Source organism: Hephaestia mangrovi (genome assembly GCF_019880555.1).
GTDB classification, from domain to species: domain Bacteria; phylum Pseudomonadota; class Alphaproteobacteria; order Sphingomonadales; family Sphingomonadaceae; genus Sphingomonas; species Sphingomonas mangrovi.
The window spans coordinates 39919-52461 of the sequence record NZ_JAINVU010000007.1 but is presented as its reverse complement, the minus strand read 5'-3'; the positions used below and the strand labels follow the sequence as shown (position 1 = coordinate 52461).

Here is a 12543-nt window from a genome sequence, read left to right as displayed (position 1 = left end):
CAATTCGGGAGAGTACCTAGGATCGTCCGGCTCCGGAGGATTGCGTATCGGCGGGGGTTTGGCGTGGCGTCATCATCGCGTGCCATGAACGAAGCGACCCTGCTCGATGCGCCGGCGGAGACCGAAACCGGCTGGATCCGCTGGCTGGAGACGGTCGGCATCGACGATATCGGCCTGGTCGGCGGCAAGAATGCCTCGCTCGGCGAGATGATCCGGCATCTGTCGACCGCAGGCATCGCCGTGCCACCGGGCTTCGCCGTCACCGCCGATGCCTATCGCGCGCTGGTAAGCAGCAGCGGCCTGTTCGGGGAGATCTACACGATCCTGGCGGCGCTCAAGGATGGCACCACGCCGCTGGGCGAGGCGGGCGAGGCGATCCGCGCGCTGCTGGTCGAGGCCGAGCTGCCGGACGGGTTCGTTCGCGATCTGCGCGCGGCGTATCGCGACCTTGGCCGCCGCGTCGCCAAGCACGATCCGGCAGTGGCCGTGCGTTCGAGTGCGACCGCCGAGGACCTGCCCGACGCCAGCTTCGCCGGCCAGCAGGAAACCTTCCTCAACGTGGTCGGTGAGACCGCGCTGATCGACGCCTGCCGGCGCTGCTACGCCTCGCTCTTCACCGATCGCGCGATCGCCTATCGCCAGGCCAAGGGGTTCGATCACCTCAAGGTTGCGCTGTCGATCGGCGTGCAGCTGATGGTGCGATCAGACAAGGCAGGATCGGGGGTGATGTTCACGCTCGATACCGAGACGGGCTTCCCCCGCGTCGTCGAGATCAGTGCCGCCTGGGGCCTCGGCGAAACGGTGGTGCAGGGCAGCGTCGATCCCGACAGCTATCTCGTCTTTAAACCGTTGCTCGCCGATACCACGCTCAGGCCGATCATCGAGCGGCGCTGCGGCGCCAAGGCGCGCAAGCTGGTCTATGCCCATGGCGGCAGTTCGCGCACGCGGCTGGTCGATACGCCCGCGTCGGAGCGCCGCGCGCTCCTGCTCGACGACGAGGAGGTGCTGACGTTGGCGCGCTGGGCGGTGGCGATCGAGGCGCATTACCGCCGGCCGATGGACATGGAATGGGCCAAGGACGGCGACAGCGGCACGCTCTACGTCGTCCAGGCGCGCCCGGAGACGGTGCAGTCGGCACGTAGCGCGACGACCTTCCGGACGTGGCAGCTCGACACGAAGGCGACACCGGTGCTGACCGGATCGGCGGTCGGCCAGGCGATCGCGACCGGCACCGTGTCGCGCATCCTCGATCCCCGCGACCTTGAGCATTTTCCCGACGGCGCGATCCTTGTCACCGAAATGACCGATCCCGATTGGGTGCCGCTGATGCGCCGCGCGGCCGGCATCGTCACCGATCATGGCGGGCCGACCAGCCATGCCGCGATCGTCAGCCGCGAGCTTGGCGTGCCGGCGGTGGTCGGCACCGGCACGGCGACGCAGATGCTGGCCGATGGCGAGGCGATCACCCTGTCGTGCGCGGGCGGCGAGGCCGGCCAGGTCTATCGCGGCACGCTGCCGTTCACGAGCGAGGAGGTGAAGCTCGACACCATCCCCGACACGCGCACCGCACTGATGGTCAACCTCGCCAATCCCGGTTCGGCGTTCGGCTGGTGGCGGCTGCCGGCCAAGGGCGTCGGGCTGGCGCGGATCGAGTTCATCATCAGCTCGATCGTGCGCATCCACCCGATGGCGCTTGTCCACCCCGAGCGCGTCGCCGACGTCGCCGACGCTCGCGAGATCGCCCGGCTGACGCGTGGCTTCGCCGATCCGACCGACTATTTCGTCGACCGCCTGGCGCGCGGCATCGCGCGGATCGCGGCGACCTTCCACCCACATCCGGCGATCGTGCGCCTCAGCGACTTCAAGACCAACGAATATGCTCATCTGCTCGGCGGCGCGGCGTTTGAGCCGGTCGAGGAAAATCCGATGCTCGGGCTGCGCGGCGCCTCGCGTTATTATCATCCCGCTTATCGCGAGGGCTTCGCGCTCGAATGCCGCGCGTTGAAGCGCGTCCGCGAGGAGATGGGATTCACCAATGTCGTGGTGATGGTGCCGTTCTGCCGCACACCTGGCGAGGCCGACAAGGTGCTCGCCGAGCTGGCAGCAAACGGCCTCGAGCGCGGCAAGGCGGCGCTCGAAATTTATGTGATGTGCGAAATCCCCGCCAACGTGCTGCGCGCCGAGGAGTTCGCCGCGCGGTTCGACGGCTTTTCGATCGGCTCGAACGATCTCACCCAGCTGGTACTCGGCGTCGATCGCGATTCACCGACGCTGGCGCCGTTGTTCGACGAGCGCGATCCGGCGGTGACGGGCATGATCGCCGACGTCATCGCGCGTGCCCACGCCTGTGGCGCGAAAATCGGCATCTGCGGCCAGGCGCCGAGCAACCATCCCGATTTCGCGCGCTTCCTGGTCGAGCACGGCATCGACTCGATCTCGCTCAATCCCGACAGCTTCGTCGCGACGCTGGCGAGCGTCGCCGCGGCGGAAAAGGCCCGCGCGTGAGCGTCGTCGTCACGCTGACGATGAACCCGGCGCTCGATGTCGCGACCTCGGCCGCGTCGGTGCGGCCGGGGCACAAATTGCGCTGTGCGGCGCCGCGTTTCGATCCCGGTGGCGGCGGCATCAACGTTGCCCGCACGATCACCGCACTTGGCGGTGACACCCTGGCGATCTTTCCGTCTGGCGGCGCCGCGGGAGAGCGGATCGAGCAGCTGCTCGCGGCGCAGCGCGTGCCGCATCACGCATTGCCGATCGCCGGCGCCACGCGCGAGAGCATCACCGTCGCCGATCGCCGCTCAGGCGAGCACTATCGCTTCATCTTGCCCGGCCCGGCGCTGAGCACGGCCGAGCGCCAGGCCTGCCTTGCCGTCATAGTCGCGCTCGACCCGCGGCCGCGCTGGCTGGTGGCGAGCGGCAGTCTGCCGCCAGGCGTCGGGGATGATTTCTACGCCGGCCTGGCGCATTTCTGCGGAGCCAATGGCGTGCAAATGGTGCTCGACACCTCGGGGCCGGCGCTCGCCGCGTGCCGGGGGGCGAACCTGTATCTCGTCAAGCCCAGCCTGAGCGAGCTGGCCGGCCTGGTCGGCCATGATATCGAGGGCGAGGCGGCAGAACTGGCCGCCGCGCGCGCCGTGCGGTCGATGGGCTATGCCCGCAACGTGCTCGTGTCGCTGGGTGAACGCGGCGCGCTGCTGGTGTCGGACGAAGGGCACCGGCGCATTCCCGCGATCACCGTTGCCGCGCGCAGCGCGGTCGGGGCCGGCGATGCGATGGTCGGCGCCCTGGTGCTCGCGCTCGATCGGGAGCGGCCGCTGTCCCAAGCGATATACTACGCCGCTGCCGCCGGGGCGGCCGCACTGCTGGCGCCGGGCACGCAGTTGGTACGGGCAAGCGATGTCGACCGACTCTATCGCCCGGCCCATGTCGGAAGCGACGCCGCCTGAACAATGGCATAATCGCCGCTTTCGTGTTAATCATTACCGATGGCCCCTGGCCTCGGATGTGCATCATGCAGCGGTTCATCGTGGAGCGAAATATCGAGCGCTTCGAACGGGCGCTAAGGGACGAGTCCGACCCCATCGAGCGCACGGTGATCGCGGGCCTCTTGGCCAAGGCACGGCAGGAGCTTGCCGAACTCGATCAAGACGAAGCCGTCAACCGGCCGCCGCCTGCCCGGCGTCAGGAAAAATAGGCCCGGCAGCCGGAGCCGCCGGGCCAGACGGGGCTCATCAGGAGCCCTCGGGTCGCGGTTGCAGCTTCGCTCGGCGGCGCATCACGGTCGATCAGCAATTTCCCTTATTCCGCTGTCAGCTCGACCGCCCGCGTCCGGAATGTTCGTATGGCTTCGTCGCGCTGACGGGCAGAACTCTCGCTAGGCCCGGTGACGGTCGCGACCCCTGGGGTCAGTGTGTTGATCAAGAGTAACCGTCTGCCAAGAAACGAGAAAGATCGCGACGATCATTGGCCCGATGATAATCCCGTCGAGTCCGATCAGAGTCAGCCCGCCGAGCGTCGACAGCAGCACGAGATATTCGGGCAGCCGCGCTTCCCGGCCGACAAGCAGCGGGCGCAGCAGATTGTCGACCAGCCCGATAATAAACAGGCCGCACAGGATCAGCACGATCCCCTGCCAGATCGATCCGGTGAGCAGCAGGAAAGCCGCCATCGGCACCCACACCGCGCCCGCGCCGAACGGCGGCAGCAGCGACATGAACGCCATCGCAAAGGCCCAGATCGCCGGGGCTTCGATGCCGAGCAACCAGAAGATCAGCCCGCCGACTCCGCCTTGCGCCATCGCGACGATCAGGCTGCCGCGCAGCGTCGCCCGGAAGACGTCGCCGATCTCGGCGGTCAGCCGGTCGCGGATCGCCGCCGGGAGCGGGAGGTGGTCGGTCACGATCGCGTAGATCGCGCGGCCGTCGCGAATGAAGAAGAACGATGCGTAGATCATCACGCCGAGCGACACGGCGAAGCCGAACGCGCCCTGACCGATGCCGATCGCACCGCCGAACAGCGATGTCACGCCGCTTTCGAGCAGGCGGGCGACATAGCGTTGGAACGCCGCAGGATCGTCGGCACCGGCGAGCCGCATGACATGGTGCAGCCAGTCGGGAAGCATTGCGCGCACCTGATCGAGCGACGTCGGCAATCGGGTAGCACCTCCCTTCGCCGCGATCAGCGCGCCGACTTCGTGGACCAGCGCGGCGCCCGCGGCTATTGTCGGCACGATCAGTGCCAGGACCATCGCCAGCATGGTCAGCGTCGCAGCAAGGTTCCGGTGGCCGCCAAGCCGGCGCGCGAGCACCTGATGGAGCGGCGCGAACAGCACGCTCGCCGCGATCGCCCAGACGATCGCGCTGCGAAACGGTGCGATGATCCAGAGAAAGCCGAGCGTCGCCAGCGCGAGCAGCCCGATCGCGCCGGCCCGATCACCGCGCATGGCGGGCGCCCAGCTTGGTCCATTCCAGCGTCACTAGCAGCAGCGCGCCGATCGCCAGCGCCAACGCCAGCTCGGCCGCGCTGAGCGACGCGAACTGCAACAGATCCTGAACGAAGGGCGAGGCGATGATGATCGCGCCGATGATGACGACCCCGCCGACGATGTAGCGGAACACCGCATTTCCGCGGATCAGCGCGTCGGCGATCGACCGGCTGAACGCGCGGTTGACCAGCACCAGCGCGATCACCGCCGAGACCAGCGCGAAGAAGACCAGCGCGCGGATTTCGGGTGCCGGCATGCCGCGACACGCGGCGGCGAACAACAGCGCGGCGAGCATCAGAAAGGCGATCGCGCCCTGCGCCACGCTGCGGACGATCATCGGCATCGAGAACAGCGGCTCATTGGGCCGGCGCGGGCGGCGATCCATGATGCCCTGCTCCTCCGGTTCGGCTTCGAAGAACAGCGCGCAAACCGGATCGATAATCATCTCGAGCAGGGCGATCTGGATCGGCCCGAACAGCACCGGCAGGCCGGTCACCAGCGGCAGCAGCGCGAGGCCGGCGATCGGCACGTGGACGGCGAAGATGAACCCCATCGCCTTGCGGATATTGTCGTAGATGCGCCGCCCGAGTCGGATCGCCGCGACGATCGCACCGAAATCGTCCTCGACCAGCACGATCGAGGCGGCCTCGCGCGCGACATCGGTGCCACGCTTGCCCATCGCGATACCGATATTGGCCGATTTGAGCGCGGGCGCGTCGTTGACGCCGTCGCCGGTCATCGCCACCACCTCGCCGGCGGCTTTGAGCGCATTGACGATCCTGAGCTTCTGCGCCGGCATGGTCCGCGCGCAGACGCTGACGCCCGGCAGTCGTCGGACGAGATCGTCATCGCTCATTGCCTCGATGTCCGGGCCGGTGAGCACGTCGCCGCCAAGGATGCCTGCCTCGGTGGCGATCGCGCGCGCCGTGGCGGCATGATCGCCGGTGATCATCATCACCCGGATGCCCGCCGATCGGCATTGCGCGATCGCCGCAGGCACATCGGCGCGCAGCGGATCGGCGAGACCGATCAGACCCGAAAGCGCGAAGGGATGATCCTGCTGCCGCTCGCCGAGCTGGCCCTGCGCCACCCGCGCCTGGGCGACACCCAGAACGCGAATGCCGCGCGCCGCCATCTCGCGCGCCGCTGCTGCCAGTGCATCGCGATCGGCGGGAGACAGCCTGCACAGCTCGGCAATCGCCTCGGGCGCGCCCTTCGCCGCCACCACGAGGCCGTCGCCATCACCGCGATCCCAGGCGTTCGACATCGCCAGCAGTTCGGGCGTCAGGCCGAAGCTGCGTTCGAGCGTCCAGTCGCGATGATCGGTGCCGACGCGCGCCGCGGTAACGTCGTGCAGCGCCGTCTCCATCGGATCGGTCGGCACCGTCGCGCTGGCAAGCGCGCCCGTCAGCAGCAGCGCTTCATATCCGTCGATCGCCACCGCGTCGGACAAGGAGAGCGTGCCGCTCTCCGGCCGCCACAATTCGGTGACGGTCATGCGGTTGGCGGTCAGCGTGCCGGTCTTGTCGGCGCACAGCACGGTGGCCGAGCCCAGCGTCTCGATCGCCGCCGCGCGCCGCGTCAGCACGCCGACCCGCGAGATCCGCCACGCGCCCATTGCCAGGAACACCGTCAGCACGACGGGAAATTCCTCGGGCAGCAGCGACATGCCGATGGCGATGCCGGCCAGCACCGCTTCCAGCCAGCCGCCGCGCAGCAGCCCGAACAGGATGACGACCGCCAGCGTGATGATCGCCGCGCCGAGCGCCGAGAATTGCACGATCCGAAGCGTTTGCCGGCGCAGGCCGGGCGCTTCCATCTCGAGCATCGTCAGCGACTGGCCGATCCGGCCGATCTGGCTGTGCGGCCCGGTGGCGATGACGTGGGCGAGCCCCTGGCCGCGCGTCACCATCGTCCCCGAATAGACCAGCGGCTGGCCGTCGCCGCCGGGCACCAGCGCGGTGACATCCTCGGAAGACGCCAGCGGGCGCTTGGTGACGGGCACCGATTCTCCGGTCAGCAGCGATTCGTCAGCGGCGAGGTCGGTCGCCTCGATGACGGTGGCGTCGGCGGCGATGCGGTCGCCGCGCTCGATCACCAGCAGGTCCCCGCGCACGACGTCCCGGCCGGGGATACGTAACGGTTCACCATCGCGCACGACCAGCGCGCGCGGCGCGGCAAGGTCGCGCAGCGATTGCAGCACATGCTCGGTGCGGCTTTCCTGAACGACGGTGACGACGATCGAGAAGCCGGCGAAGCAGATCAGCACCAGCGCCTCGGCAAGCGAGCCGAGCAGCATATAGGCGACACCGCCGGCGAGCAGCAGCGCCAGCATCGGTTCGCGCAGCACCTCCAGAACGATCCTGAGCTGCGACCGGCTGGCGGGCGCCGGCAGTAGGTTGGGCCCTTCGTCGCGCAGCCGCGTCGCGGCTTCATCGGCGGTGAGGCCGTGCCGATTCGGACTCCACGTCGTCTGCGTCGCTCGACAAGCGGCTTCCATCAAGGCCCTCCGGCCTCCGCCTAATCGAGCTGAGCCGGGTCTTCTCTACGGGATAGTACGGACGATTGACGATGCCGCGCTCGTCCGGCGCAAAGGGCAAGCCGCGGCAGCGGCCGATCGCACGATTCAGGGAACCGATTCCTCGGCGCGCTTCTTCGCGCGCATCTCGGCTTGCCATTGCTGCAGCGCCTGCCACGAGCACCCCGTCTGCCCGCCCGACCCGTTGACCGAGCAGGTGTTGGGCAGGTTGCCCGCCTCGCGGCTAACCTGATCGATCACCGCCGCGCGATTGGTCCATGAGTTGTTCGCGGCCGGATGCGGCAGCTCGCGGAATTTGGGCGGGATGCGATATTGCTCGTCGGCGTCGGCACGCGAGCAGACGACGATCTCGTCCCCGGTCGATTTGGGGCACGGCTTGTCCCCCGTCACCGTCACGCTGCGCACCTTTTGCGGCAAGCTGTTCGAAGCCGCCAGCGTGCCCTCGTCGGGCTTCTTCTCGCCATCGGGCGCGGTGGCCTCGGCCTGCGCCAGCGTGCGCGTGTTGCTCGATGGCGCGGGCTTGGCGGCAGGCGTGGTCTGGGCCGACGCGACCGCAGGCAGCGTCAACAGGGCAATCGCGGTCAGGCTACGAAACATGAAGGAGTCTCCTTGGGCGACCAACGTCAACCAGCGCCGATTGCTCCGGGCTGAACGCCGATGTCGGGATCAAACACGGCAAATCCAAGGCGCTCGGGCGCAATTCGTGCGCGTGGTTGCGATTGCCCGTGCATCGGCTATGGCGGCGCGCATGATCCTGGTCGTCGACAATTACGACAGTTTCACCTGGAACCTGGTCCATTACCTGATGGCGCTGGGCGCCGAGGTGCGCGTCGAGCGCAACGATGCGCTGACCGCGGCCGAAGCGCTGGCGAGCGGCGCGCAAGGCTTTCTGATTTCGCCCGGCCCCTGCACGCCCAATGAAGCCGGCATCTCGCTCGATCTCGTCGCGGCCTGCGCTGACGCCGGCAAGCCGCTGCTCGGCGTGTGCCTCGGCCATCAGGCAATCGGCCAGCATTTCGGCGGCAAGGTGGTGCGCGGCGGGCTGATGCACGGCAAGACCTCGCCGGTCAGCCATGATGGCACCGGCGTGTTCGCCGGCCTGCCCTCGCCGTTCCAGGCGACGCGTTACCATTCGCTGATCGTCGAGGACGTGCCCGAGGTGCTCGCGATCAATGCCACCGCGAGCGATGCGGCGATCATGGGGTTCCGCCACGTCAAGCTCCCGATCCACGGCGTGCAGTTCCATCCCGAAAGCATCGCTACCGAGCATGGCCATGCGCTGATCGCGAATTTCCTGGGCATCGCCGGGATCGAGGCGAAGCGCGCGGCGTGACCACGCTCGCTCTCCTTCCCGATCCATCGAGCCCGCTTGCCCGCGAAACGGCGGCGCAGGCGTTCGCCGACATCCTCGACGCCAAGGCTTCGGAACAAGCGATCGCCGCTTTCCTGATCGGGCTTTCCGAACGCGGCGAAACCGCGATCGAGATCGCCGAGGCCGCGCTTGCCCTGCGTGACCGCCTGATCCCGATCGCCGCGCCGCCCGGCGCGATCGACGTCTGCGGCACCGGCGGCGATGGCCATCACACGCTCAACGTCTCGACCGCCGTCAGCCTGGTCGTCGCGGCGGCGGGCGTGCCGGTCGCCAAGCACGGCAACCGCGCCGCCTCGTCCAAGGCGGGCGCCGCCGACACGCTGGAGGCACTCGGGCTAGACATGGAACGCGCCGGCGCGCTGGCCGAAGGGACGCTCACCGATCTCGGCATCTGCTTCCTGTTCGCCGCCAATCATCATCCCGCGATGAAGCGCATCACCCCGATCCGCCGCGCGATCGGCCGCCGCACGATCTTCAACCTGATGGGGCCGCTCGCCAATCCGGCGCACGTCACGCGTCAGCTGATCGGCATCGCGCGCCCCGATTATGCGCCGATCTATGCCACCGCGCTCGAACAGCTCGGCACCGAGGCCGCGCTGGTCGTTTCCGGCGAGGAAGGGCTCGACGAAGTCTCCGGCGCCGGCCCGACGATCGCCGTCGCGGTCGGCTCGATCGGTCTCGCCGATCGTATCGCGCCGGAGGATGCCGGGCTGCCGCGTCATCCGATCCGCGCGATCACCGGCGGCGATCCGGCCTATAACGCCGCTGCCCTGCGCCGCTTGTTGCGCGGCGAGCCCGGCGCCTATCGCGACGCGGTGCTGCTCAACGCCGCGGCCGCATTGATCGTCGCCGGGCGAGTGCCTAGGCTGACTGATGGTGCTGCGCTCGCCGCCGAGACGATCGATTCGGGCGCTGCCGATACGCTTCTCGACCGCTGGATCGCCTATACATGACGACGATGCTCGACCGCATCCTGGAAACCAAACGTGCGGAAGTCGCCGCGCACAAGGCCTCGACGCCGTTCAGCACGATCGAGGCCGCGGCCAGGGCGCAATCCATGCCGCGCGGCTTCCGCATCGCGCTCGACGCCAGGGCCAGGACCGGCCACGCGCTGATCGCCGAGGTCAAGAAGGCCAGCCCGTCCAAGGGCCTCATCCGCGCCAACTTCGATCCCCCGGCCCATGCCCGCGCCTACCAGGCCGGCGGTGCCGCCTGCCTTTCTGTGCTTACCGACGAGCGTTGGTTCGAAGGCTCGGCCGAGGCGTTGATCGCCGCTCGCGCCGCCTGCCGACTGCCTGTGCTGCGCAAGGATTTCATGGTCGATCCGTGGCAAGTGGCCGAGGCGCGCGCGATGGGCGCCGACGCGATCCTGCTCATCATGGCCGCGCTCGACGATGCGTCGCTGGCCGAGATCGAGGCGGCGGCGATCGAATGCGGCATGGATGTGCTGGTCGAGGTTCATGACGAGGAGGAGCTCGATCGCGCGCTCAAGCTGCAATCGCGCCTGATCGGCGTCAACAATCGCAATCTCAAGGATTTCACCGTCGATTTTGCGAGGACGTACGAGCTTGTCGATCGGGCGCCTGAAGGTTGCACCTTCGTCGCCGAAAGCGGCCTGATGACGCGCGCCGATCTCGATGCCATGGCCGAACGCGGCGTTCACTGCTTCCTGATCGGCGAGGCGCTGATGCGCCAGCCCGATATCGAAGCGGCGACCCGCGCGCTGGTCGGATGAGCGCGCTCACTCATCTCGACGATCACGGCGCCGCGCGCATGGTCGATGTCGGCAGCAAGGCGGAAACGGCGCGGGAAGCGGTCGCTTCGGGGCGCATCAGTATGACGGCCGAGGCGGCGCGCGCGATCCGCGACGGTGCCGTGGCCAAGGGAGATGTCCTCGCCGTGGCGCGCGTCGCCGGCATCATGGCGGCGAAGAAGACCGCCGATCTGATTCCGCTGTGCCATCCGTTGCCGCTGTCGCGGGTGACGCTCGATCTCGCGCCGGACGATAGCGGCGTCACCGTCACCGCGACCTGCGCCACCGACGCCAGGACCGGGGTCGAAATGGAAGCGTTGACGGCAACGTCGGTCGCGCTCCTGACGCTCTATGACATGGCCAAGGCGCTCGACAAGCGGATGGTCATCGGCGAGGTTCGTCTGCTCCGCAAGACCGGCGGGAAATCGGGCGATTTCACCGCTTGAGCCCGTTTGACGGTGCCGGCGGCCACACAAACGACTTTCCTACAGCCCCGCTGTTGTGCCATGTCGTTCCTGCTTTGACCCAGTTTCGCACCCTGCCCGCAGACCCGATTTTCGCGCGGCGCGGAACAGCCATGATGCGGGAGTGCTCGTTGGCGTCAATTTGGTCAACTTCGCGCGAGGATGGCCCTGCGCGCGACCGCCCTGGCGCCGGCGCAGCGTGATGCCACGCTTGCCTCTGATGCCCGTCGCCGAGGCGCAGTCGCGTCTGTTCGCGCTTGCGCCGCGCGTCGACACGGAAACCGTGACGTTGCGCGATGCCGCCGGCCGGTGGGCCGCGGCCGATATCGTCGCCCGCCGCACCCAGCCCGCCGCCCCGCTCTCGGCGATGGATGGCTACGCGCTACGCTTCACCGATCTGCCCGGCCCCTGGCGGGTCGCTGGCGAAAGCGCCGCGGGACGCCCCTTCGCCGGCTCGATCGCCCCCGGCGAGGCGGTCCGCATCTTCACCGGCGCCGCGCTGCCCGACGGCGCCGATACGGTCCTCGTCCAGGAAGAGGCGCGCCGCGAAGGGGAAGCGCTCCTTCTCACCGGCGAAGGCCCCTCCCATGCCGGCCGAAATGTCCGTCGCAAAGGTCTGGATTTTCAGGAGAGCGATCTCCTGATCGCCGCCGGGCACCGGTTGACGCCGGCGCGCATCGGGCTCGCCGCGACGGCCGGCCATGGCACGCTTCCTGTCAACCGCCGCATCCGGGTCGCGACGCTGGCGACCGGCGACGAACTGGCGCCGCCGGGTTCCGCCGCTTCCGGGCTGGCGCTGCCCGAATCGAACGGTGCGATGATCGCCGCGCTGCTAGCCGATCTGCCGGTCGAGACGATCAATCTGGGGATCGTGCCGGACCGGCTGGACGCACTGGCCGACGCTTTCCGCGGCATGGATGCCGACATCCTCGTCACCACCGGCGGTGCATCGGTCGGCGATCACGATCTCGTTCGCCCCGCGCTCGAGGCGGCGGGCGGAACGCTCGATTTCTGGCGCATCGCGTTGCGCCCCGGCAAGCCGATGCTCGCCGGCCGGCTCGGCGGCGCCGTCGTTCTCGGATTGCCCGGCAACCCCGTCTCCGCCTTCGTCACCGCCACTTTGTTCCTGAAGCCGCTGGTTGCCGCGATGGCCGGCGCCGCCGATCCCCTGCCCCGCGGCTGGGCCGCTCCGCTTGGCGAGCCGATCTCCGCCAATGGTGAGCGCACCGATTATCTGCGCGCTGAGCTTGTCGACGGGCGTGCCTACGCCTCGACCATCCAGGACAGTTCGATGCTCCTCACGCTGGCGCGCGCCGGCTGCCTCATCGTTCGCGCGCCCCATGCGCCGCCCGCGCCCGCCGGCGAAATGGTGGAGATCCTGCCGCTCGCTTGACAGGAACACGAACATTTCATAAACGTTCCGTGTCTGTT

General features: G+C 68.5%; 11 protein-coding genes. 8 read left to right on the top strand and 3 right to left on the bottom strand.

The features are described from left to right. Window positions 1-84 precede the first annotated feature (84 nt). The 3 genes from ppsA to K7G81_RS14975 all read left to right on the top strand — a co-directional run bounded on the left by ppsA (window position 85) and on the right by K7G81_RS14975 (window position 3694). Entirely contained in the window at window positions 85-2505 is a 2421-nt protein-coding gene (gene ppsA / locus K7G81_RS14985; protein ID WP_223031635.1) for a phosphoenolpyruvate synthase, read from the top strand. Continuing rightward, window positions 2502-3446, top strand: a complete 945-nt coding sequence (locus K7G81_RS14980; RefSeq protein WP_223031634.1) for a 1-phosphofructokinase family hexose kinase — start codon at window positions 2502-2504, stop codon at window positions 3444-3446. The genes ppsA and K7G81_RS14980 overlap by 4 nt, the downstream gene beginning before the upstream one ends. A 65-nt stretch (window positions 3447-3511) precedes the next feature. After that, on the top strand, window positions 3512-3694 hold the full coding sequence (locus tag K7G81_RS14975) for a hypothetical protein (RefSeq protein ID WP_223031633.1): 183 nt from the start codon (window positions 3512-3514) through the stop codon (window positions 3692-3694). A 180-nt stretch (window positions 3695-3874) separates the two neighbouring features. On the opposite strand, the gene K7G81_RS14970 is transcribed toward K7G81_RS14975, so the two are convergent. The 3 genes from K7G81_RS14970 to K7G81_RS14960 all read right to left on the bottom strand — a co-directional run bounded on the left by K7G81_RS14970 (window position 3875) and on the right by K7G81_RS14960 (window position 8120). After that, window positions 3875-4942, bottom strand: coding sequence for an AI-2E family transporter (locus K7G81_RS14970; protein ID WP_223031632.1), 1068 nt, complete (start codon window positions 4940-4942; stop codon window positions 3875-3877). After that, window positions 4932-7484 (bottom strand): cation-translocating P-type ATPase, encoded by a 2553-nt coding sequence (locus K7G81_RS14965; protein ID WP_223031631.1) that lies wholly within the window; start codon window positions 7482-7484, stop codon window positions 4932-4934. Before K7G81_RS14965 ends, K7G81_RS14970 begins: the two co-directional genes overlap by 11 nt. Before the next feature lie 126 nt (window positions 7485-7610). Continuing rightward, window positions 7611-8120, bottom strand: coding sequence for a hypothetical protein (locus K7G81_RS14960; protein WP_223031630.1), 510 nt, complete (start codon window positions 8118-8120; stop codon window positions 7611-7613). Window positions 8121-8271: 151 nt separating this feature from the next. Between K7G81_RS14960 and K7G81_RS14955 the strand changes: the two genes are divergently transcribed. The 5 genes from K7G81_RS14955 (at window position 8272) to K7G81_RS14935 (ending at window position 12505) form a co-directional block, all read left to right on the top strand. Then, a complete protein-coding gene (locus K7G81_RS14955; protein ID WP_223031629.1) occupies window positions 8272-8856 on the top strand; it encodes an anthranilate synthase component II in 585 nt (194 codons plus the stop codon). Next, window positions 8853-9848 carry an anthranilate phosphoribosyltransferase gene (gene trpD / locus K7G81_RS14950; protein ID WP_223031628.1) on the top strand — a complete coding sequence of 332 codons (996 nt, stop codon included), beginning with the start codon at window positions 8853-8855 and terminating at the stop codon, window positions 9846-9848. Before K7G81_RS14955 ends, trpD begins: the two co-directional genes overlap by 4 nt. Then, window positions 9845-10630, top strand: coding sequence for an indole-3-glycerol phosphate synthase TrpC (trpC, locus tag K7G81_RS14945; protein WP_223031627.1), 786 nt, complete (start codon window positions 9845-9847; stop codon window positions 10628-10630). Before trpD ends, trpC begins: the two co-directional genes overlap by 4 nt. Further along, entirely contained in the window at window positions 10627-11094 is a 468-nt protein-coding gene (gene moaC / locus K7G81_RS14940) for a cyclic pyranopterin monophosphate synthase MoaC (RefSeq protein WP_223031626.1), read from the top strand. The genes trpC and moaC overlap by 4 nt, the downstream gene beginning before the upstream one ends. Before the next feature lie 220 nt (window positions 11095-11314). Then, a complete protein-coding gene (locus tag K7G81_RS14935) occupies window positions 11315-12505 on the top strand; it encodes a molybdopterin molybdotransferase MoeA (RefSeq protein ID WP_223031625.1) in 1191 nt (396 codons plus the stop codon). Window positions 12506-12543 lie beyond the last annotated feature (38 nt).

Bases quoted from the DNA above. Each gene is read 5' to 3' on its own strand.
- K7G81_RS14965 (WP_223031631.1), bottom strand. From the start codon at position 7,484: ATGGAAGCCGCTTGTCGAGCGACGCAGACGACGTGGAGTCCGAATCGG.
- K7G81_RS14975 (WP_223031633.1), top strand. From the start codon at position 3,512: ATGCAGCGGTTCATCGTGGAGCGAAATATCGAGCGCTTCGAACGGGCG.
- K7G81_RS14960 (WP_223031630.1), bottom strand. From the start codon at position 8,120: ATGTTTCGTAGCCTGACCGCGATTGCCCTGTTGACGCTGCCTGCGGTC.
- moaC (WP_223031626.1), top strand. From the start codon at position 10,627: ATGAGCGCGCTCACTCATCTCGACGATCACGGCGCCGCGCGCATGGTC.
- K7G81_RS14955 (WP_223031629.1), top strand. From the start codon at position 8,272: ATGATCCTGGTCGTCGACAATTACGACAGTTTCACCTGGAACCTGGTC.
- K7G81_RS14970 (WP_223031632.1), bottom strand. From the start codon at position 4,942: ATGCGCGGTGATCGGGCCGGCGCGATCGGGCTGCTCGCGCTGGCGACG.
- trpC (WP_223031627.1), top strand. From the start codon at position 9,845: ATGACGACGATGCTCGACCGCATCCTGGAAACCAAACGTGCGGAAGTC.
- ppsA (WP_223031635.1), top strand. From the start codon at position 85: ATGAACGAAGCGACCCTGCTCGATGCGCCGGCGGAGACCGAAACCGGC.
- K7G81_RS14935 (WP_223031625.1), top strand. From the start codon at position 11,315: ATGCCACGCTTGCCTCTGATGCCCGTCGCCGAGGCGCAGTCGCGTCTG.